Origin of the sequence: Neobacillus niacini, assembly GCF_031456445.1 — a bacterium.
Taxonomy (GTDB): Bacteria; Bacillota; Bacilli; order Bacillales; family Cytobacillaceae; genus Neobacillus; species Neobacillus niacini_I.
In genome coordinates this window covers 38,954-61,692 of record NZ_JAVDUQ010000020.1, presented here as the reverse complement: position 1 = coordinate 61,692, position 22,739 = coordinate 38,954, and the positions used below count along the sequence as shown (strand labels likewise).

The window sequence follows — 22,739 nt, the reverse complement described above, 5'->3', positions numbered from 1 at the left end:
CTCCTTATTACTTGTCAATTTTAGGTGCTAGAACCAGGAACATGCTTCGTCCATCCATTTTAGGATGTGACTCGATGGTCGCAACTTCCTTACACGCTTCGGAAAAACGGTCTAATACACGCTGACCGATTTCTTTATGGGTAATTGCCCGGCCCTTGAAACGGATTGAGGCTTTTACCTTGTCGCCTTTTTCCAAAAACTTAATGGCATTACGAAGCTTTGTATTAAAATCATGCTCATCAATTGTCGGGCTTAGACGAACTTCCTTTGTGGTAATGATTTTTTGATTTTTACGAGCTTCTTTGTCTTTCTTTTGCTGCTCGAATTTAAATTTTCCATAGTCCATAATTCGGGCTACCGGAGGCTTTGCGGTCGGTGCTACAAGCACCAAATCAAGATTCACTCGTCCGGCAATCTCCAGCGCATCGTTCTTGGATTTGATTCCTAACTGTTCGCCATTTTGGTCAATTAGGCGAACTTCACGAGCGCGAATTCCCTCATTTAACAACATGTCTTTGCTAATAATTAAACACCTCCAAGGTATAATCACGAATACAACATCCAGGTCAAGAAGGATCTTATAAAGGCTCCTCATTTCGTATGACACTAAGCTGCATCGGCAGATACTAAAACTTTTTAGTAATGCTTTGTTTTTTTAACCAAACAAAAAAGTGCGGGTGAAACCACCCACACTTTACGAAACAAAAGTAATAAAACAAAAAAGTCGCGTAAGACCTGCCAACTGCTCAAAAAGCGTCAATCAGGTGAGAAGCGGGTGCTTCTTCTTTCCCTAAAAATCGTATTCAATTTTTACCTTGATAACTATAACATAAGCAAAGACGTAATGTCAATCGGACAAATGTTCATTCAACGAAATTTATTTTAGCAAGAAACAAAAAATTATTCAATACATTTATTTTTATTTTATCAAACAAAAAGGGAGGTAAATCCTCCCTTTTAAAAAATTAACCTTTTCGTACTTCTCCCTTTAATGCATCAAGGAACGCTGTAAAGGCAATAGTTTCTGAATTTTGTTCGCCATATTTGCGGACATTGACGGCATTATCTTCCACTTCTTTGTCGCCGACAACAAGCATATATGGGATTTTTTGCATTTGTGCTTCACGGATTTTATAGCCGATTTTCTCATCGCGGACATCTAATTCCACACGGAAGCCGGCGCTTTTAAGCTGTTCTTGAACTTTTCTTGCATAGTCATAGTGTGCTTCTGGTGAAACTGGAATGACTTGAACCTGAACAGGTGCTAACCATGTTGGGAATGCTCCTTTGTATTCTTCAATTAAGAAGGCAACAAAGCGTTCCATTGTGGAAACGACACCTCGGTGAATAACCACAGGACGGTGCTGTTTACCGTCTTCCCCAACGTAGGTTAAATCAAAACGCTCAGGCAATAAGAAGTCTAATTGAACAGTTGAAAGTGTTTCATCCTTACCTAACGCTGTTCTAACCTGGACATCAAGCTTAGGTCCGTAGAATGCCGCTTCCCCTTCTGCTTCATAATACTCAAGACCCATATCGTCCATTGCTTCTTTCAACATGCTTTGTGCTTTTTCCCACATTGCATCATCATCAAAGTATTTCGCTTTATCCTGTGGATCGCGGTAGGATAAACGGAAAGAGTACTCTGTTAAATTAAAGTCTTTATAAACATCCAAAATCAAGCGGACCACACGCTGGAATTCTTCTTTAATTTGATCAGGACGGACAAAGATATGAGCATCATTTAAAGTCATACCTCGGACACGCTGCAATCCAGATAATGCGCCGGACATTTCATAACGATGCATGGTTCCAAGTTCAGCAACGCGAATTGGCAGCTCGCGATAGCTGTGAATGCTGTTTTTATAAACCATCATGTGATGCGGGCAGTTCATTGGGCGAAGCACCAATTGTTCATTATCCATATCCATAACCGGGAACATATCTTCTTGATAATGATCCCAGTGGCCTGAAGTTTTATAAAGATTCACATTTCCCATGATGGGAGTATAAACATGGTCATACCCTAAGCTTACTTCCTTATCAACAATATAACGCTCAACGATTCGTCTGATTGTTGCACCTTTAGGAAGCCATAATGGTAATCCCTGCCCAACTAATTGGGAACTTGTGAAAAGACTTAATTCCTTACCAATTTTACGATGGTCACGCTCTTTTGCTTCTTCGAGCAAACGAAGATGCTCTGCCAAATCCTCTTTCTTGAAGAAGGCTGTGCCGTAAATACGCTGCAGCATTTTGTTGTTGCTGTCTCCGCGCCAGTAGGCACCGGCAATGCTTAACAACTTAAATTCTTTGATTTTTCCAGTTGATGGAACGTGGACACCGCGGCATAGGTCGAAAAAATCACCCTGCTCATAGATTGTTACTGTTTCCTCATCCGGAATCGCTTCGATTAATTCAAGCTTATACGGGTCGCCTGCTTCTTTAAACAGTTGTACAGCCTCCCCGCGGCTTACTTCCTTACGAACAATCTCAATGTTTTCATTGACAATTTTTACCATTTCTTTTTCGATTTTTGGAAGGTCCTCAGGTGTTAACGACTCCTCCAAATCCATGTCGTAATAAAAGCCGCCTTCAATAACTGGGCCCACTCCTAAATTTACGTTTGGATATAGACGTTTAACTGCCTGTGCCATTAAATGGGCTGTACTGTGGCGTAAAACCTCTAATGCGTCGCTTGAATCAGGTGTAACAATTTCTATTGAACCGTCTTCAGGGATCGGACGGCGAAGATCCACCAATTTACCATTCCATTTGCCGGCAAGGGCCTTTTTCTTGAGGCCGGGGCTGATGGAAGCAGCAATATCTTCCGTTGTTGTTCCTCGTGGGAACTCCTTTACTGCCCCATCTGGAAACGAAATCTTAACAACGTCTGACATAGTAATTCCTCCTTCATATTTTAAGTGCCTGGGATTAAATTTACCCCGAATCACTTTTAAAAAAAATAAAAAAACCCGTCCCTAGAGAAAGGGACGAGTTTTGATTAACACGTGGTTCCACCCAATTTTACATTTTTAAAACGCCTAACGCTTTTAAAAATGGCTTTGGACAAATAACGGATGATTAGCCGTCAGCATTTACTAACCTTGGAAAAGACAGGTATTCACTGCTGAAGTTTAAAGGTGGTAAGTACTTTTCTCGTGATAGGAGATTTTCAGCCCGGGACCTCCCTCTCTAGAAACCGTAAAAAAATACTGTTATCCTTATCATTACTTTTTGCGCATGTGTGATTGTAATTTAACTATGTACGTAATTATAATGATTCAATTTTGAAAAATCAAGTTCCTTTAGCCCATTTCTACATTTTTATTGTTTTCTGAAAAGAACACCCATGCAGGGCCTAGCCCGTCTTTAGAAATGGGATGAATTTTCAGTAGGCGTAAGCCTAAATTTATTGAACTATTCGAACGTTTGTGCTATTCTATGATTAATAAACTTGTTCTTTGAAAACTGAAGATAGGGAGTTGTGGCAAGAACGAACTATAACGTTTGCCACGTAAAATCTTCAACGTTCAAAAAAATAGGTCTTGAATCGGGCCAACAGGACGCTAATGGCTACACAGGTAGCCTTGTCCATGAAAGTCTAAGGGAAACCAAGCAAGTGATTGGTGTCAGCTTTTTGCTTGCAAGAGCCATCCAATAGAAGTTTGGTCAGTACCTTAGAACCTCGTGACTTCAGTCATGAGAGATTCAGTTTTCACGCTTGATTTTCTCCCAAATCATCTGTATATGTTTCTCGTTCTTTGACTTTCCTCAGTGCCTGAAAAGATTTTATCGTAACCCTTTCTTCAAAAATATTTTGAATGGTTCGAACTAGCGGTGCATCCGGCTCCCTTGCATAAAGAAAAATCGTTTTAGGCGCAATCGACAAAAGCGGTGCAATCGATGCAGAGTCAACATAAACCGGATGATTCACCAACAATTTCCGGTCTATCATTTTGGTTAACTCCCCCCTTTTAATTTCTTCAAACTGGGCGGAAAAAAAAGTGATTTCCTCATCAAACAATAGATGGAGCGTGTCCATTTTTGGCTCTCGTCCAGCCAAAAATTCGCGGAGGGTTTGAATAAACATTTGATACTCCTGCTCCATTTTATATTCATCAATCGAAATTTCCACATAGCTTTCAAGCATTTGCAGGTAGGGACGCAGACGAAATTTTAGAAATGAATCGAATGAAAAAGAAATATTTTCTTGAAAAACCTGCTCAATGGCTTCTTTGACCTTCGGTTCTTCAACTGTTTCTTTTAATAAAACCGTTAAATCTTCCCGGTGACCTTCCTGAATCGAATAAATAATATCAATAATTTGCTGCTGCTCTTCCGGGTCCTCATAATAAAACCGTTCTTTAAGAATTTCCCGATACCAGTCTTCCGTCTTTATTTTTACAATAAAACCAAAAAAGGCTTCCTTTACTTTTTCAAACGTTAAAGCAGATAATCCGCCTTCAAGAATTTTTACTATATATCGATCTTCGTGTAGAAGAATATCATGTTCAGTTAAATAATCTTTTAAATATGTCAGCAAGTGGTTATAAAATCGATTTGCATCCATCTTGCCTTGGAAGATGATTTCCGCCAACCAAATCCCCCCTATGTTCCAATATCTGTTTGTAATATATATGGGGGACTTGGCCAATTTAGAATAAAGAAAAAGGACTGCTAATTATTATATTAGCAATCCTTTTTCCATCACCTTCATTTAATTTCGTCGATTTGGACCGTCTATCTGCACGGGTACACTCAAACTGCGGATTCTTTCCATAATCCGGCGGGCTTTCATTTTTTCTTCTTCTCCACGCTGGCTATAGGTTAAATGATGTTCCAACCCTTGATAATCAAAATTGGACGTAAAAAACGTCGGCAGATTTTCAAGCATCCGGAACTGCAAAATCGGCCCTATTATCTCATCCCTTGTCCAGCTGGATACAGCTTCCGCTCCAATATCATCCATCATTAGAATGGGTTCTTTTTTTAATGCTTCAATTTTTTCATTTAAGGTTGAATCCGCGATGGAGCTTTTCATTTCCCTTAACAGTTCAGGAACATAGACAATCATCGAAGAAATTTTCTTTTTCGCAAGCTCATTCGCAATTGCACCTAATAAATAGGATTTCCCTACCCCAAATTTCCCATAAAGATATAATCCTTTTTGCTTCTTATTCTGTTCGTAATTCATTAAAAAGTCGGCAGCTTTATCAATTGCATTAAGTCTGCCTGAATCTCCCTCATAATCCTCAAAGGTCGCTTCTAATATATCTCTTGGGACATAAAGGCTTTTAATTAGTTGTTCGTTTTTCCTTTTTTCATCAGCAATGACCTTCCGCGGGCACTTTTCATATACCACGTCAATCGAATTGCGCGTTAAGACGAGTGAAGGATGATAACCCTTCATCATATTGATACAGCTGTCAAGACTTTGGCAGCGGCTGCATTCCTTACTTTGGTTCGTATACTCGAAAAGTTTACTTAAACTTTTTTCAATCATCGCATCGTTTATTTGATCCCGATGCGCTGTAAGGAAAGCCTTAATATCCGGATGTTGAAGAAGATCTCTTCGCATCTTTTCATAGCGTTTTTGAAAGTTTTCATTTGAGGCTAACCGCTTCAAGGTATGGTTTATTCTTTCCAATATTCGTCACCCTCTATTTGCGAAATGCCTTTAATTTTTCCTCTATGGCACGTTTTTTTGCTTCTAGTTCCTTGTTAGTCTCTACGGCAGGATCTTTTGCTGCTGTTTCAGATTTATCTTCAAACCAATCTGGGAGTACTTCGGTCCGAATTGGCTTTTGCTTTGAAGATTTTCCCGTTTTCTTTGCTTCACTCCACCCAAGATAGGTGTTATGCTCCTTCTTTGCGAGATCCATCGCTTCTTTCACTGTTTTAACCTGTTTTCTTGCCCAGTGCCCGGCGATTTTTTCGACATACCCTTTTGTGAATTTCATATCCGTTTTTAATAAAACAAATTGAATGAGTACATTCATGACTCCTGGGAGAAGCTTTTGTTTAAACATCATCTCTTCAATAATTTCTAAGTCAGCTTTAGAGGGTTCGACACCGCCTGAGGAGTCTTTAAATACCTTCACTGGTGAAGTAGTTTCCAACGAACGAATTAATTGCTCCTCCTGTGTTTTTGGCTCCCCTACCTGAACGCGGTAAACGGGCGGCTGGGTTCGTTCAATTAAAGACGGAAGCTGATCATAATGAACATATTGATACCAATCACGGGCAGCCTTTCTTAATTCCTCGATGTCAATTTCATTTACCTCATTAATGGCCCCTAAGACGATATTTTTCATTTGAATCGGATCAATATCATAAAGAAATCCAAGATTACTGATAACCTCTTTCACTTTTGGAATGAGCGCCTTTTTAGGTACCAGTGAATCATTTAATCCCGCTTGTAATAAACCAAAATTAAAAGTATTCACATCAATTACTATTGGTTTTTGTTCATTCCTGCCGATAAACTGCTGATCATTGTCAGGCTCCAGTTCACTTTGTATGTTCTGCATATACTGCAGGCTGCCAGGGGTGGCTGAGGCAAAAACATCCTGGAATGCCTTTGTAACTTCAACGAATCCCTCTTCATTCGGCTTTTGCTGGTCACTAAAAAATCGCTTCAGCCGGGCAAAATGATTCTTGCCGATTTTTCGATATAAATAAATATTAAGCATTCCATCTAAAAAGAATTGCTCAGGCGAAAGCGGCGGGTGAAGCTCGTAAATAAATGATCGCTCTTCATCATCCGTTTTTACAAATGTCTTTAATAATCCAATTCCCTCCAGCTTTAATCGTGCCTCATAAATATCCTTTAGATTAAGCTCTAGTAAATTCATTAATAAATGATGGCTTGAAGATTCCGACCACAATCTGTTTTCTTCAAGCTCTGCCCATAGTGTCATATATAAACTAAAGCAGCTTGATCCAATTAATGGCTGATACAATAACGTCAGCACTTTTCGGTCATAGTCATGTAGTAACCCACTGGCCGCAACAATATAACGATCGATTGGAATAAGCTCCTGCCAATGCTGCGCCATATTTTTTTCAGATCCTTCCTTTAAAAATATTTCGTATGAAAAAATGAAGAGCCAAAGTCACTTTAGCTCCCTATGATTTCTCTTTTTTTATTAGTTCTGTTAATTCATTGATAAACACATTAATGTCTTTAAATTGACGGTAGACGGAAGCAAACCGGACATACGCAACTTCATCCACTTTTACAAGCCTGTCCATCACCATTTCGCCAATCATCTCACTTTTAATCTCGGAGATTCCTTGACTTCGCAGTTCCTTTTCAACCCCTTGCGTGATATCCTCTAATTCTTTCAACGCAACAGGGCGCTTCTCACAAGCTTTTATTAAGCCCCTTAAAATTTTATCCCGGCTGAATTCTTCCCGTGTACCTTCCTTTTTTACAACGATTAAAGGAATCTCCTCAATCTTCTCAAAGGTCGTAAACCGATAGCCGCATTCTTCACATTCTCGTCTGCGCCGTGTTGCCCGCCCCTCATCAACTGGCCGGGAATCAAGCACACGTGTACCGTAATTTTGACAAGATGGGCATTTCATTATTAATCAGCTCCAAATCTATGCGACAAAACCCGAACAATTGTCATCTTCTCACATGTATTCTACCTTTATCTTATAAAAAACAACCCTTTAAGACAAGTAGAACTATTAAGCGTTTTTTCCTGTTCCAATGTATGTATGTTGTTGTTTAAGCTTATCGTAATATGAAGCAATTCTCTTTCTTAGTGCAGGGTAGGTCCCGCCAATTGAAAAATGTTCGGTTGAAAGATTAAAATCCACAGCCGTTTCCATTGGTCTGATTGAAACAACCGTAGCAATTAAAAAACAAGGAAACGGTTTGTTTACCTCGACGGCAATTTCGCCCCGTTCTTTTGATACCGTCAAGATTCGGCAATCCGCATCCTGTCTAAATAAGTCCTCAATGGACCCGAATAACTGATTAAAATTGGCTTTATAGTAGTGTGTGTTTAACAGTTCATCTGAGTGCTTATCAGAGGTTTCAATTTGTTTACTAAACCTTAAAAATATATTCCCGAAAAGAGCCATACCTGTCCTCCTTTTAAAATTACTTTCTTCCTAGTGTACAATAAAATGAGAAGAAAATAAAAAGAGGTGTATCATCGGATACGCCTCTTTTTCGCCGTTTCACATTTATAATTTTATAGAACTTTGGCCTGTTTCACTTGAACAGGACCCATACCACGAGGTATTTCAATGTTTTCACGTGTTTCCGCATTTAAAGCTTCTGCAATATAATCGGCAGCAATATTTGGATTCAAATCGCCGCAAGTATACACATCAATGCTTGCATATCCGTGTTCAGGGAAGCTGTGAATGGTTAAATGTGATTCAGAAATAATCACGACACCGCTCACGCCTTGAGGAGCAAATTTATGGAAAGCTACTTCGCGAATTTCAGCACCTGACTTAAGAGCTGCCTCAACAAAAGTTTGTTCAATAAAATCCATATCATTCAATTTTTCAAAGTCGCATCCCCATAATTCTGAGATGACGTGTCTACCCATTGTTTCCATATTCAATTTCCCCCTCTAAGGATTTTTGCTTCATTCTTGAAATCCTGTTATTGACGGTAACAAAGTAATTACCACGGGGGAAAGTTAGTCCAGAGAGGTCCTAACCCTTTAAGTAATTGATCGTTACCTAATTTCAAGAAGTTCACGATGACTAGTATACTTTGTTTATATTTTTTTTGCAACCTATCAAAATAAAATTTTTTCAAGATTCTATTATAACCGGGATCTTACTGCCTTTCTTCCTCTAATACAGTCGAACGTAAAAAAATTGCTGCCAATTGACAGCAATTTTTTTCTGCAAACCTTATCCTACTTTGACCTGTTTGGTGTTCGCCAATTCTTGTGCGACAAATAGGGTTAAATCGACAACGCGTGATGAATAGCCCCACTCATTATCATACCAAGCAAGTACCTTTACTTTTCTTGTGCCCATTACCATGGTAGATAGACCATCAATGATGGCTGAATGTTGGTTGGTGTTAAAATCAACCGAAACAAGCGGCTCCATTGTAAAATCTAAAATTCCTTTTAATGGTCCATCTGCTGCTTCAATAAATGCATGATTAATGTCATCGACTGTAACATCTTGTTTCAAATCGACTACTAAATCAACTAAAGAAACATTTGGCGTTGGGACACGAAGTGCCATTCCATGCAATTTGCCCTTAAGCTGTGGCAGTACTAATGATAATGCTTTTGCAGCACCAGTTGTTGTTGGAATGATAGATTGTCCACATGCTCTAGCCCTGCGTAAATCTTTATGTGGGTTATCGATATTTTTTTGGTCATTTGTATAAGCATGAATCGTTGTCATTAAACCGGATTCAATTCCAAACTTTTCATCCAATACTTTTGCAACAGGTGCAAGGCAGTTTGTTGTACAAGATGCATTGGAAATGATGTCATGCATGTTAAGGTCGAGCATTTCGTCGTTTACTCCAACGACAATCGTAACATCCTCATTTTTACCTGGAGCGGTTAAAATGACCTTTTTAGCTCCTGCGTCCAAATGTAATGCTGCTTTTTCACGGGAATTAAACTTGCCCGTCGCTTCAATTACGATATCTATATTAAGCTCTTCCCAAGGAAGTTCCTCCGGATTTCTGCTACTTAATAATTTCACTCTTTTTCCATTTACGATTAACTCATCATCTAAGGCAATAACTTCCCCTTGAAAAGGTCCGTGATTTGTATCATATTTAATTAGATGAGCTAATGTCTCAGCCGGATAGCTCGCATTAATCGCTACAACTTCAAGCTTATTTTCAAGGATCGCTTTTCTAAAAACCATCCTTCCGATTCTCCCAAAACCGTTAATTGCAATTCTTGCTTTCATTTTACGGCCCCTTCCGCATAAGTGTTATACTGATAACTTGATTTCTTGTAATTAGTATAACATATTAATCGTTAATTGTGATAAATAATCTGCGGATTTTCTTAATGTTTTATTTTTCAGATAACTACGTTTAGCGGTCCCCCTTGATTTGACGCTAAAACTAGCGATTCCAAAAAAAAAAGAGAAGGTTAATCCCTTCTCAAATAGGTTATACACTATAGATTTACTTCCCATTTAGCTAAAACGTCAAGCAGCTGCGTTTTTGTTTCAAATGGCGTGCCATTATTGTTGAGTACTGCATCAGCCAGTGTCACCTTTTCTGCAAGCGGCATTTGTGAGTGGATTCTTGCCTCTGCCTCATCGATTGTAAGATGATTTCTCTCCATTAACCTCTGCAGCTGAACCTCTCGATCCACATAAACAAGAATTGTTTTTTCCACCATATAGGTTAGCTTGCTCTCAAATAATAATGGGATGTCGAGGACGACGATTTGTTCCTGTTTCGAAACAGCAGCTTCCATTTGCTGTCTCATCCGTTTTCGAACTTCAGGGTGTACAATCTCATTTAAGAGTTGTCGCTTTTCTTCATGGTGAAAAATAATTAAACCTAACTTTTGACGATCGATTTCTTTGTTTGAGAGTAAAATATCGCTCCCAAAAGATTCAATAATTTTATTATAGGCCGGTTCTCCTTTTTCCACCGCAAGGCGTGCTTCGATATCTGCATCAATAACGGTTATCCCCATTTCCTTGAACATATTGGATACCGTACTTTTTCCACTGGCAATTCCGCCCGTTAGTCCAATCACTAGTGACATACTCTTTTCCTTTCTAAGTTCATTAAAGTTTCCAAATTCCAATCAAGATTAACATGACTCCCGGTAAAAAAGTAAACTTTTGAATCCATTCATATTTATGAAAGAATGTTCCGATTTTAATTCCAAAAAGAACAAATGAGGGGCTCATGATGGCTACGGCTATTGCTAAATAATAAGGGGAAAAACCGAGCATGGCAGCCCCAATTCCTGCACCAAAAGAATCTAAGGACAAAGCAAATCCCAGTGCTAATGCTTCAATTCCCGTAATGGTACCGGATTGGTCAAAATCAGCAGACATTGGTTTTTTCAAAATATTAATGGCTAAACCGAGAGAGCGAATTTCAAAATTCACGATTGTTTTTTCTTGCTTTTGAACTTCTTTCTCTTTTTCCGGTCGAAAATATTGATAAATTACCCCTGCACCCAGAGCGATAAGAATGAATCCCCCAAGCCCTGCCGTTATGCTTGGTGATAATATTTTTGCCAGACCATGTCCGATTGACACAGCGAGTAATAAAGATAATCCCGCACAGCTAGCAATAATCAAAACCGATTTAATCGGCATGACCATTTTCCTTAATCCATAGGTAAATCCCACGCTAAAGCTGTCGAGACTGAGGGCAAGAGCTAGCAAGAGAAGTGAGAACAATTGAACCATTGATTTAGGGCTCCTTCCTGTCAATCACTACGATAGTATATGGAAGGAGCCTATCCTATGTGTGCCTTTAAACTGGCTTTTACATCGCAATTATATCTTTTGGCAGCTTGGGCAAAAATGTGTTCCGCGACCGCCGACCGTTATTTTTTCAAGCGGTGTACCGCATCTTTTGCAGGATTCGCCTTTTCGTCCATAAGCGTATAATTCAAGCTGAAACATGCCCATTTCGCCTTGCGAATTGATATATGAACGAATCGTACTTCCGCCCTTTTTCACTGCTTCACTTAACGTATTCACAATCTCTTGATGAAGAATTGTGATTTCTTCCTTCGTCAGCGTATTTGCAATCCGTTCCGGATGAATCCCGGCTCGGAAAAGGGCTTCATCTACATATATATTCCCAAGCCCAACGAGAACCTTTTGATCTAAGAGTGCCGGTTTTACTTTCCTTGTGGTCTTTTTTAACATCCCGCTTAAATAATCATTTGTAAAGGTGTCATCAAAAGGCTCAGGTCCAAGATCCAATAATGGAGGTTGGAGAAATTCTTCCCCTTTTCTATATAAATGCATCGTTCCAAATTTACGAACATCACGATACCTTAACTCGGTTTCATCGGTAAAGCGAAAAATTACATGGGTATGTTTATCGAACGGCTCATCTTTCGGATAAAGGCCGTATTTCCCTTCCATCCTTAGATGGGATACAAGTGCATAATGCTCGGTATAAAGAATTAAAAATTTCCCTCTTCTTCCCACATCCAAAATCGTTTCCCCTTTTAGGGCATCAATAAATTGTTCGATTTCTAGAGGTTTTTTAATAATTTTCGGCCAATGGACTATGATATCTTTAATTTCTTTATGAAGCACTAATTTTTTTAACGTTTTTCGCACCGTTTCGACTTCAGGAAGTTCAGGCATTCAAATTCACCTCATTTTACTTGGCATCAAACCAGGTTGCCCCATATGCATAATCCACTTTTAATGGCACCTTCAGTTCAAGTGCATGTTCCATTACTTCTGGTACCAATGTTTTTAACGTTTCAATCTCATCCTGTGGTGCCTCAAAGATTAATTCATCATGGACCTGAAGCAATAGCCTTGTTTTTAAGTTCTGCTCTTTCAATGCTGCAGCCATCTCAATCATGGCTTTTTTAATAATGTCAGCCGCACTTCCCTGAATCGGGGTATTCATCGCCGTTCTTTCCGCAAAGCTGCGAATATTAAAGTTACGGCTGGTGATCTCAGGGATATATCTTCTGCGCTGCAATAATGTTGTGACAAATCCCTTTTGTTTTGCCAATTTAATAATATCATCCATATATTCTTTCACACCCGGATAACTGTCAAGATAGCGTTCAATAAATTTACCGGCTTCTTTCCGTGTGATACCTAATCCCTGTGATAAACCGTAATCGCTGATTCCATAGACAATACCAAAGTTAACAGCCTTTGCTTGGCGTCTCATATTCGCCGTGACCTCATCCGCACTGACATGAAAAACTTCCATGGCCGTTTTCGTATGAATATCCAAGTCTTCCTTAAAGGCTTGAATCAGCTTGGCGTCGCCGGCAATATCCGCAAGGACTCGCAGTTCAATCTGCGAATAATCCGCGGCAAATATAACCCAGTCTTTTTCGGAAGGAACGAAGGCTTGGCGGATTTTTCGCCCTTCTTCCAGTCGAATTGGAATGTTTTGCAGGTTCGGGTCAATGGAACTTAATCTTCCCGTAGCGGTTAATGTTTGTTGAAATCTCGTATGAACCTTACTATTATCAGGATTAATAACCTTAAGTAACCCTTCAATATAGGTTGACTGCAGCTTACCTAATTGCCTGTATAGAAGAATATACTCGATGATTTCATGATCAGGTGCCAGTTTTTCTAAGACATCAGCAGAAGTTGAATATCCCGTCTTCGTTTTCTTGAATGAAGGCAGACCTAGTTTCTCAAATAGGATAATCCCTAATTGTTTAGGCGAATTTATGTTAAACTTCTCACCTGCTAATTCATGGATGACCTTCTCGATATCGATTAAACGGTCGTTAATCTCCTGCCCCATCAACCGAAGCCGCTCGCTGTCCACCTTGATCCCACATGCCTCCATATCTGCCAAAATAAGCGATAACGGCATTTCAAGATCCGTGAATAATTCATACTGCTCATTTTTTCTTAAATCATGTTCCAGCTTTTCCTTTAAAACAGACATGGCCAAGCTTTTTCTCACTAGATGGTCTGCAAGCGCCTTTGTTTCAGGAATTTTCCGTTTGGCACCTTTTCCATAAAACGCTTCATCGGATTGAATATTATGTACATCATTTCTTTTCGCTATCGATGCAAGATCTTCAATGTTTTCGGTCGGATTGATGATGTAAGAAGCAATCAAGGTATCAAATTCGGCCCCTTTTAGATGAATCCCATGCCTTCTCAACGAAACCTCTGAGCGCTTTGCATCATAAACGGTTTTCTTTTTCCCTTCATCTTCGGCCCATTTTTTAAAATCATCCGATTTTATTGCCATTTCCGTCGGAAAATAAAAATTCCCGTTTTCATTCACAAGTGAAAATCCGATAATATCCCCATAGTGGTAATTATCATCCAACATTTCCACATAGAAATAATTATGATCGGCAAATAATTCCGCAGTGATTTCTTCCGGGATGTGAAACTCAATCTCTTCTAAATCGTGCTGAACTTCATCTATTTCAGATTCTCCAAGCTTATCAAGGAGTGAATTAAAACCTAATTCCTTAAATAGTGCCACTAGATTTTCTCTCGTAAACCCTTCATATGAGATTTCATCTAATTTTATTTCAACCGGAGCCTTTCTTTCGATGGTCGCTAACTCTTTGCTCATTACTGCTTGGTTTTTATATTCCTCGAGCTTTTCCTGCAGTTTTTTTCCGCTTACTTGTTCTACTGAATCCAGCAGATTTTCAAGTGTTGAAAATTCCTTGAGTAATTTAATGGCCGTTTTTTCACCGACTCCCGGTACACCTGGGATATTGTCAGACGCATCTCCCATTAAGCCCTTCATATCGATGATTTGCAGAGGGGTAAGACCGTATTTTTCCTGGATATGCTCCGGAGTGTACTCTTCAATATCGGTGATTCCTTTACGGGTAATTCCAACGGTTGTGTTATTCGAAGAGAGCTGCGTTAAATCCTTATCTCCGGAAATCACCTTCACATCATAACCATCTTCTTCAGCAAGTAGAGAAAGCGTGCCGATAATATCATCTGCCTCATAATTATCGAGTTCATACCGTGAAATCCCGTAGGCATCCAACAGTTCGCGGATAAACGGAAATTGCTCGGATAATTCAGGAGGTGTTTTTTGCCTCCCCCCCTTATATTCCCCAAATGTCTTATGGCGGAAGGTAGTTTTTCCGGCATCAAAGGCAACAAGCATATGGGTCGGTTTTTCGTCTTCAATAATTTTCATTAGCATCATGGTAAAACCATACACTGCGTTAGTATGAATTCCTTTATCATTATTCAGCAGCGGCAGCGCAAAAAATGCCCGATAGGCAATGCTGTTTCCATCTATTAATACAAGCTTTTTCTGATCCATCAGGAAGCCTCCTCTTTTACTCTAAAACAATTATGTATATTACTTAATCGAAATGATCATATGTTCCTTTTTCTTATTTTATCATGAGTGGAAAAGGAAAAGAAAATAACGAGGTATCTTGCATAAAAACAAAAAGGTGAAAGCGGGGCAGCTTTCACCTTTCGATGGTTCCCTTGGATCAGGGGGCTTGTACTATTATCATATAACTCCAATGTTAACTAAATATATAGAAACTATTAAGTTTATGTAAATTTATCACGCCTACCCATCCAAGGTTACGATCACTATTTACTAAATTCGATTATAAATTCACTGCCTTCACCCACATTACTTCTTACACTAATCGTTCCATGATGCGCCTCAACTAAATGCTTCACGATGGCTAATCCTAGACCAGTTCCGCCAGAATTTCTGCTTCTGGCTCTGTCTACACGGTAAAAGCGCTCAAATATCCGAGGAATTTCGTCCTTTTCAATTCCAACTCCTGAATCTTTCACATGGATCCGAATACTCTTCTCCTGTTCCAGTAAAATGACCTTAACCTCGCCTTCAGCAGGTGTATAGGTAATTGAGTTAGCAATCAAATTGATAAATACTTGCTTTAATCGATTCACATCACCTTCAATAAATATCTGTTCCTGATTATGATAAAAGTCAATGTTAATCTTCTTTTCTTGAGCTTTTCCATTCAGCATGGTGATGATTTCTTTCAGTAATGGATTTAAATCCACCTGTTGCAGAGCTAATTTGAAGCCTTGCTGCTCGATTTTTGACAGGTCCAATAAATCTTGTATCAGCGTTTGAAGCCTGTCACTTTCTTTTAAAATAATAGAAAGGAATGATTCCAATGTTTCTTGATTGTTCATCGCCCCATCTAAAAGCGTTTCAGTGAATCCTTTGATTGATGTGACAGGTGTTTTTAATTCGTGCGAAACATTGGCAACAAAATCTTTGCGCATTTGCTCCAGTTTTTTTATTTCCGTAATATCATGAAAAGCTAGCAAAATGCCTTTCCAAGCATTATTTTTTCCAATGATAGGTACCCCGTAGACATCAAAGTACTTTCTTTCAATAAATAATGGAAGAAGCATTTGTTTTCTAATCTTTTGCTCAGTTCTAAAAACCTCTGTAACTAGATTGCAGATCTCTTCATATCCAACTACTTCATAAAACTGTTTAAATAAATAATCTGCTGGATTAACATGGAATATTTCACTATAACCTCGATTAATCAAATTAACATAGCCGCGGCTATCAATTAGCATTAACCCTGCCCCAATATTTTCAATTAAAGCAGTCAAACGATCCTGCTGCATTTCCTGGGCTTTCACCATTTCTTCAATGTTTTTTGCCAGAATGTTAATTGATTCATTAAGCATTCCGGTATCGTTAAATCCATCCACAGTAGTTCTTGCCCGATAGTTTCCTTTTGCAAGTTCCATTGCGACTTGTGTTGCAGATTCAATCGGTTTCGTGTATCTTGCCGTAATCAAGTAACCGAGAAAAAGAATAACGAGTAAGGCGATTCCCAGGCAAAATAATAAAATCCACCCAATTTGACCATATTCCTGTTTTAGCTGATAAAAGGAATGAGAATAATACCCTTTCAATAACTGACTAACCAATATTCCTAATCCAGTCAAGACCATAACAATGATAGTAACTAGTGCAATTAGGAGCCTTTTACGAAAATTTGTCATTCTCCTTTTGGCCCCTCCATTTTATACCCCAGCCCGCGAATAGTTTTGATATAGATTGGTTTCTTCGTATCCTCTTCAATTTTTTCTCTTAAATGTGATATATGGACATCGACAATCCTTGTATCTCCGGCAAAATCATAATTCCAGACAGCACTCAATAATTGGTCCCGAGTTAGAACCCTTCCATTATTTTGTGCAAGATGCAACAAAAGTTCAAATTCTTTTAAAGTAAGCTCTAATCGTTCCCCCCGAAAATAAGCTTCATGTTTTTCCGAATAAATTTTTAAATCCCCAATTACGATTTGCTCGACATCTTTTGTATTTTCAGTATATTCGAGCTGCACCTGAGTTCTTCTCAGAATTGCTTTCACTCTTGCAATTACTTCTCTGGGGCTGAATGGCTTAATCATATAGTCATCTGCACCCAATTCAAGTCCCAATATTTTATCAAATTCATCGTCTTTTGCTGTTAACATTAGAATAGGGATCATGATTTTGTTTTGGCGAAGTTGTTTGCAAACATCTATTCCATCTAGTTTGGGTAGCATAAGATCTAAAACGATGATGTCAGGCGACTCCGTTTCAGCCAATCTTTTTCCCTCTTCACCATCCATTGCTGTAAGACAATCAAATCCAGCCTGCTCAAAATTATATTGCAGCAAGGTTACAATTGATTGCTCATCATCTACAACAAGTACTTTATTTTTCATAGAATCCTCCGCTTTTATATATAAATTTGCCCCTATTTTATTTTTTAATCCAAGATCCCAAATTTCATTATAATATAAACGATAAAGAAATACCCTTAATAACCTTTAACTGGTAAAAAAAAAGGAATGTGCTGAGCACATTCCCAGGCTGTTCAATCTTTCGGTAGCCTTTTATTTTCCTTTTTAACAATTCACCGCATAAATTTATTGCGATATTATTAAAGTTCAGTTTGTGCAACAAGTCTGTTGATTTCCGCTCCAGGCACTTCGCTTTCCGCGGGCGTGCGCCGGGGAGCCTCCTCAGCGCTTTAGCGCTTCCGGGGTCTCCCCTGCCCCGTACTCCCACAGGAGTCTTCGTGCCTTCCGCTCCAATCAACAGGTGCATTCAATAAAAATTTCAACTCCATAACTATTTAAAATAAGTGGTGAATTTAATGTTTAAGCAAAAATAGGTTACTTAAAGTGAGTATGAATTTGTTTCTATTGATGAATAGGTCCAGATGACCAACCTCTAGGCTTAATTGCAAATATTATTGATTTTTCGTTTCTTCTTGAAAAAGTTCATACTTATTATAATGAGGTTAATGACCGCTCAACTGATCCGCTTATTCTTTTTAGCAGTGATGTTTATTGAGTAACTTTTTGGAATGCATTCTGATAGACAATGTGGTTGGGGGACGTGCTTTATTTACGGATTCAACCCATTAAAAGGCAAGCGCAAATAAATATAAGTATACAAAGAAGTAGAGGTAGATACTGGCGAATATTTGAGGAATTAAATAATTGATTTGCCCCCTGTTGATTGGAGCGGAGGGCACTCGACTCCTGCGGGATAGAGAGGTCACTGGAGACCCCACAGGCGCAAGCGCCGAGGAGGCTCCAGGACCTCCCCGCGGAAAGCGAGTGACCGGAGCGGAAATCAACAGGCCCTTTTGCAGGGACTATCAATAAAATTGGTATTTAGATTTGACAAAGCAAAAAATTGCCGAGAAAAATACCCTTTCTCGACAACAAAGGAATGTGCTGAGCACATTCCCTTAACTGATCCTATTAAAAGTTTTCTAATGCCTGTCCATCCAAACCCTCGAGCGGATATGGCGGACATACCTTTACTTTTCCTTGGATGACTATTTCGTTTTTTTCGTTGTGCCCCGATACTTGAATCATAACAAAGTGATTGGGTTGATCTACTTCAATTACCTCAAATAAAAAATGAATGGTACCATAATGATAAACCGGTTTCGAAAACTCAAGTTCTTGACTTAAAATATGACTTCCCGGACCCGGCAAATACTTCGAAATAGCAGAAGTGAGGATTCCTGTCAGCATAATGGCCGGGACAATTGGTTTTTTAAATGGAGTCTGTGATGCATAGTCATGTTGAATATAAAGGGGATTGGCATCATCTGTTAATCCTAAATAGAGTAAAAGGTCTTTATCTTCAATTTTTTCCGTTATCGATAATTTTTCTCCTACGGTCATTTCTTTAATTTTTCGGCCCAGTTTTCTCTTTTTTCCTAAAAGCATTCAATCTCCCCCAATATGTAAACGGTTTCAATACAATTCGAAAAAAATTCGGGGCGCACTCCCCCGAATTTCAATTATATTATGCTAAAACTCCCATAACATTGCGGACAGATTCAGCGGATTTGTCTAATGCTGCTTTTTCTTCAGCAGTTAATTCAAGTTCGATTATTTTTTCAATTCCATTTGCACCAAGGATAGTTGGTACGCCAAGGTAAATACCTTCATAACCAAATTCACCTTCAAGGTATGCGATGGAAGGAATTACGCGGCGTTGGTCCTTCAGAATTGTCTCACACATTTCCACTAATGAAGCTGCTGGAGCATAGTATGCGCTGCCGTTCCCAAGAAGGTTAACGATTTCACCGCCGCCTTTTCTTGTACGTTCAACAATTGCTTCTAAACGATCTTTAGGAATTAAGGTTTCAAGAGGAATACCGCCGGCATAGGAATAACGAACAAGTGGAACCATGTCATCCCCGTGTCCTCCTAAAACAAAACCTGTAATATCTTTTACAGAAAGGTTTAATTCTTGAGCAACGAATGTGCGGAAACGAGCAGAATCCAGAACACCTGATTGACCGATTACGCGATTTTTAGGAAAACCTGATTCTTTGAAAACAGTATAAGTCATTGCATCAACAGGGTTTGTTAAAACAACGATTGTACAGTTTGGTGAATATTTTACGATCTCTTGTGTTACACTTTTCATTACCTTTTGGTTTGTTTGCACTAAGTCATCACGGCTCATGCCTGGTTTACGGGCAATACCTGCTGTAATAACGACGATATCAGAATCTGCAGTATCTTCGTAATTAGAAGTACCGGTGATATTTGCATCAAAGCCTTGAACAGGGCTGGCTTCAAGCATATCTAATGCTTTTCCCTTTGTTGGATTTTCCATTTGTGGAATATCAACTAAAACAACATCTCCAAGTTCTTTTTGAGCAAGTAAGAATGCAGTAGTTGCACCAGTGAAACCGCCGCCGATTACAGAAACCTTTTTACGTTTTAATGACATTTGACTCTCCCCTTTTATTTAAAAGTAGTAAATCTAAATGCATAACCAACAGGGGGCTGTTTAAAAAACAGCCCTTAATTGAAGGTAATAAACTTATTCCATATTTTTGATTAGTTCATCGGCAAACTCAGAAGTTTTTACTTCTGTTGCTCCGTCCATTAAACGGGCGAAGTCATATGTTACAACTTTAGAATCAATGGATTTTTCCATTGATTTCGTAATCATGTTTGCTGCTTCATTCCAGCCTAAATGCTCTAACAGAAGAACACCTGATAAGATAACAGATGAAGGATTTACTTTATCAAGACCTGCATACTTTGGTGCAGTTCCGTGAGTTGCTTCGAAGATAGCGTGTCCTGTTACATAGTTAATATTTGCTCCTGGTGCAATACCAATACCGCCGACTTGTGCTGCAAGGGCATCGGAGATATAATCACCATTTAAGTTCATTGTAGCAACAACATCAAATTCTTTAGGGCGGGTAAGGATCTGTTGTAAGAAGATGTCAGCAATTGCATCTTTCACAATAATTTTACCTGCAGCTTCCGCATCAGCCTGTGCTTTATTCGCAGCATCAGTGCCTTGCTCAGCTTTAATGCGGTCATACTGATTCCAAGTGAAGACTTTATCGCCAAACTCGGTTTCAGCAACTTCATAGCCCCAGTTTTTAAATGCACCTTCAGTAAATTTCATGATATTCCCTTTGTGCACAATTGTAAGAGATTTACGTCCCTCTTTAATGGTATAGTTAAGGGCTGCGCGGACAAGACGTTTTGTTCCTTCTTCAGAAATCGGCTTAATTCCGATTCCTGAAGTTTCAGGGAATCTGATTTTCTTAACGCCCATTTCATTTTGAAGGAATTCAAGCACTTTCTTAACTGCATCTGAACCTTTTTCATATTCAATACCAGCATAGATATCTTCAGTATTTTCACGAAAAATAACCATGTCTGTATCTTGAGGACGTTTAACTGGAGAAGGAACCCCTTCAAACCATCTTACTGGACGTAAACATACAAATAAATCTAATTCTTGGCGAAGTGCAACGTTTAATGAACGAATTCCGCCGCCAACAGGCGTTGTTAATGGACCTTTAATAGCAATTAAGTATTCATTGATTACATCAAGAGTTTCTGAAGGCAGCCATTCCCCTGTTTGATTGAATGCTTTCTCTCCTGCTAAAACTTCTTTCCAGACAAGTTTGCGTTCACCCTTATAGGCTTTTTCTACCGCTGCATCTAATACACGATAGGAAGCTGCCCAAATATCAGGACCGGTACCGTCTCCTTCAATAAATGGAATAATTGGATTGTTTGGAACATTTAATACGCCATCTTTTACTGTGATTTTTTCGCCTTGCATAGATGTTCTACCTCCTATTATGTATAACTATCGGGTAAAGACTGCAATTACCCGTTTTCCTGGACTGAATCAAAGGTTAGAGAGTACCCCTAACCTTTTTCATACAATCCTATTACATCAATTTTTGAGCAAAAAGTAAAATAAAATTTATCCTCTTTGTTCAATTGGAATGTATTTTTGCATTCCAGGACCAGTATATTCTGCACGCGGACGGATTAAGCGGTTATTCTCATATTGTTCTAGAATATGAGCAAGCCATCCGGAAACACGGCTGACAGCAAAAATTGGTGTGAATAAATCATGATCAATGCCAAGGCTGTGATATACAGATGCTGAATAGAAGTCAACATTTGGTGGTAGTTTCTTTTCGCCGGTAACAATGCCTTCAATTTTAACAGACATATCATACCAGAATGGTTCGCCGGTAAGTTCTGTTAATTTTTTTGACATTTCCCTTAAGTGCTTTGCACGCGGATCTCCTTGGCGGTAAACTCTGTGACCAAAACCCATGATTTTTTCTTTTTTCTCCAGCTTGCCGCGAATATATGGTTCAACATTTTCAATTGTACCAATATCAGAAAGCATCTTCATAACAGCTTCATTTGCTCCACCGTGAAGCGGACCTTTTAATGCTCCGATTGCAGCTGTAACCCCGGAGTACACATCTGATAATGTAGCCACACAAACACGCGCAGTAAAGGTAGAAGCATTTAATTCATGGTCTGCATGTAATACCAGCGCTTTATCAATCGCTTCAATTGCAATCGGTTGAGGCTCTTTTCCCGTTAACATGTAAAGGAAATTAGCTGCGAAGCTTAAATCGGTTCTTGGAGCAACAGGCTCTAAACCTTTTCGAACCCGCGCGAATGTTGCGACAATCGTTGGCATCTTAGCTTGCAGACGAATCGCTTTTCGGTAATTCGCATCTTCATTCATTACATCGGCTTCATCATCGTATAATCCCAATAGTGAAACGGCTGAGCGGAGCGCTGCCATCGGATGAACCTTTTGAATCGGATACATTTTGAAGTGTTCAATTACTTCCTGTGGAAGTGCTGAATTCTCAGAAAGTTCTTTTTTAAGCTCTTCCAATTGTTCTGTTGTTGGCAGTTGACGATGCCACAGCAAATAAATAACTTCTTCAAAACTGGCATTTTTCGCTAAATCATCAATGTCATAACCAACATATGTTAGCGTGTCATCAATGATTGAGCTGATGGAGGACGTTGTTGCCACAATCCCCTCAAGTCCACGTGTTACTGTCATCGTAAATCTCTCCTTTGCTTTCTAAAATTCCCCATTGCCCATTTGTTTATTATGTCTTTCAAAAAAGTTAGCAAAAGCTATCCCGGATGGAAAATATTAATGTTTGTGCTTTTCTCCTATTTACTATTTACCCATCTCTTTAATTTCCAACAGAGTGAGCGCTTGCTCGGAAAAAGCTAAGACTT

General features: G+C 39.1%; 20 protein-coding genes and 1 other annotated feature. Of the genes, 1 reads left to right on the top strand and 19 read right to left on the bottom strand.

Annotated features, from left to right (window positions below):
* Nucleotides 1-7 precede the first annotated feature (7 nt).
* On the bottom strand, nt 8-526 hold the full coding sequence (gene infC, locus J2Y67_RS16465; RefSeq protein WP_310175940.1) for a translation initiation factor IF-3: 519 nt from the start codon (nt 524-526) through the stop codon (nt 8-10).
* 133 nt (nt 527-659) lie between these two features.
* Nucleotides 660-793: a sequence feature (ribosomal protein L20 leader region), on the bottom strand.
* 172 nt (nt 794-965) lie between these two features.
* On the bottom strand, nt 966-2,900 hold the full coding sequence (gene thrS, locus J2Y67_RS16460) for a threonine--tRNA ligase (RefSeq protein ID WP_310175911.1): 1,935 nt from the start codon (nt 2,898-2,900) through the stop codon (nt 966-968).
* 587 nt (nt 2,901-3,487) lie between these two features.
* On the opposite strand from thrS, the gene J2Y67_RS16455 reads away from it, so the two are divergent.
* The gene (locus J2Y67_RS16455; RefSeq protein WP_310175910.1) at nt 3,488-3,664 is read left to right on the top strand and encodes a hypothetical protein; all 177 of its coding nucleotides are present in this window, start codon (nt 3,488-3,490) and stop codon (nt 3,662-3,664) included.
* Nucleotides 3,665-3,718: 54 nt separating this feature from the next.
* On the opposite strand, the gene J2Y67_RS16450 is transcribed toward J2Y67_RS16455, so the two are convergent.
* The 17 genes from J2Y67_RS16450 to citZ form a co-directional block, all read right to left on the bottom strand.
* Nucleotides 3,719-4,600: a putative sporulation protein YtxC gene (locus J2Y67_RS16450; RefSeq protein WP_310175909.1), complete on the bottom strand. Its 882-nt coding sequence runs from the start codon at nt 4,598-4,600 to the stop codon at nt 3,719-3,721.
* A 120-nt stretch (nt 4,601-4,720) separates the two neighbouring features.
* Nucleotides 4,721-5,650, bottom strand: coding sequence for a primosomal protein DnaI (dnaI, locus tag J2Y67_RS16445; RefSeq protein ID WP_310175908.1), 930 nt, complete (start codon nt 5,648-5,650; stop codon nt 4,721-4,723).
* A gap of 13 nt (nt 5,651-5,663) precedes the next feature.
* Complete coding sequence (locus J2Y67_RS16440; RefSeq protein ID WP_310175907.1) at nt 5,664-7,061, bottom strand: replication initiation and membrane attachment family protein; 1,398 nt, start codon at nt 7,059-7,061, stop codon at nt 5,664-5,666.
* Nucleotides 7,062-7,131: 70 nt separating this feature from the next.
* Entirely contained in the window at nt 7,132-7,593 is a 462-nt protein-coding gene (gene nrdR, locus J2Y67_RS16435; protein WP_310175906.1) for a transcriptional regulator NrdR, read from the bottom strand.
* 108 nt (nt 7,594-7,701) lie between these two features.
* A complete protein-coding gene (locus J2Y67_RS16430) occupies nt 7,702-8,100 on the bottom strand; it encodes a hypothetical protein (RefSeq protein ID WP_310175905.1) in 399 nt (132 codons plus the stop codon).
* Between the two features lie 113 nt (nt 8,101-8,213).
* Entirely contained in the window at nt 8,214-8,588 is a 375-nt protein-coding gene (gene speD / locus J2Y67_RS16425; RefSeq protein WP_026572226.1) for an adenosylmethionine decarboxylase, read from the bottom strand.
* Nucleotides 8,589-8,892: 304 nt separating this feature from the next.
* Nucleotides 8,893-9,924 carry a glyceraldehyde-3-phosphate dehydrogenase gene (locus J2Y67_RS16420; RefSeq protein ID WP_310175904.1) on the bottom strand — a complete coding sequence of 344 codons (1,032 nt, stop codon included), beginning with the start codon at nt 9,922-9,924 and terminating at the stop codon, nt 8,893-8,895.
* Nucleotides 9,925-10,139: 215 nt separating this feature from the next.
* Complete coding sequence (gene coaE, locus J2Y67_RS16415) at nt 10,140-10,742, bottom strand: dephospho-CoA kinase (protein WP_310175903.1); 603 nt, start codon at nt 10,740-10,742, stop codon at nt 10,140-10,142.
* A gap of 22 nt (nt 10,743-10,764) precedes the next feature.
* Nucleotides 10,765-11,400, bottom strand: a complete 636-nt coding sequence (gene ytaF / locus J2Y67_RS16410) for a sporulation membrane protein YtaF (protein ID WP_310175902.1) — start codon at nt 11,398-11,400, stop codon at nt 10,765-10,767.
* Nucleotides 11,401-11,490: 90 nt separating this feature from the next.
* Nucleotides 11,491-12,318, bottom strand: coding sequence for a DNA-formamidopyrimidine glycosylase (mutM, locus tag J2Y67_RS16405; protein WP_310175901.1), 828 nt, complete (start codon nt 12,316-12,318; stop codon nt 11,491-11,493).
* A 16-nt stretch (nt 12,319-12,334) separates the two neighbouring features.
* On the bottom strand, nt 12,335-14,974 hold the full coding sequence (gene polA / locus J2Y67_RS16400; protein ID WP_310175938.1) for a DNA polymerase I: 2,640 nt from the start codon (nt 14,972-14,974) through the stop codon (nt 12,335-12,337).
* 281 nt (nt 14,975-15,255) lie between these two features.
* Complete coding sequence (gene pnpS, locus J2Y67_RS16395; RefSeq protein WP_463675864.1) at nt 15,256-16,620, bottom strand: two-component system histidine kinase PnpS; 1,365 nt, start codon at nt 16,618-16,620, stop codon at nt 15,256-15,258.
* 47 nt (nt 16,621-16,667) lie between these two features.
* Nucleotides 16,668-17,381: a response regulator transcription factor gene (locus J2Y67_RS16390; protein WP_310175899.1), complete on the bottom strand. Its 714-nt coding sequence runs from the start codon at nt 17,379-17,381 to the stop codon at nt 16,668-16,670.
* Nucleotides 17,382-18,431: 1,050 nt separating this feature from the next.
* Complete coding sequence (locus J2Y67_RS16385; RefSeq protein ID WP_310175898.1) at nt 18,432-18,908, bottom strand: MaoC/PaaZ C-terminal domain-containing protein; 477 nt, start codon at nt 18,906-18,908, stop codon at nt 18,432-18,434.
* A 79-nt stretch (nt 18,909-18,987) separates the two neighbouring features.
* A complete protein-coding gene (mdh, locus tag J2Y67_RS16380) occupies nt 18,988-19,926 on the bottom strand; it encodes a malate dehydrogenase (RefSeq protein WP_310175897.1) in 939 nt (312 codons plus the stop codon).
* Between the two features lie 93 nt (nt 19,927-20,019).
* Nucleotides 20,020-21,288 (bottom strand): NADP-dependent isocitrate dehydrogenase, encoded by a 1,269-nt coding sequence (gene icd / locus J2Y67_RS16375; protein WP_310175896.1) that lies wholly within the window; start codon nt 21,286-21,288, stop codon nt 20,020-20,022.
* 147 nt (nt 21,289-21,435) lie between these two features.
* The gene (gene citZ, locus J2Y67_RS16370; RefSeq protein WP_310175895.1) at nt 21,436-22,554 is read right to left on the bottom strand and encodes a citrate synthase; all 1,119 of its coding nucleotides are present in this window, start codon (nt 22,552-22,554) and stop codon (nt 21,436-21,438) included.
* Nucleotides 22,555-22,739: the final 185 nt, after the last annotated feature.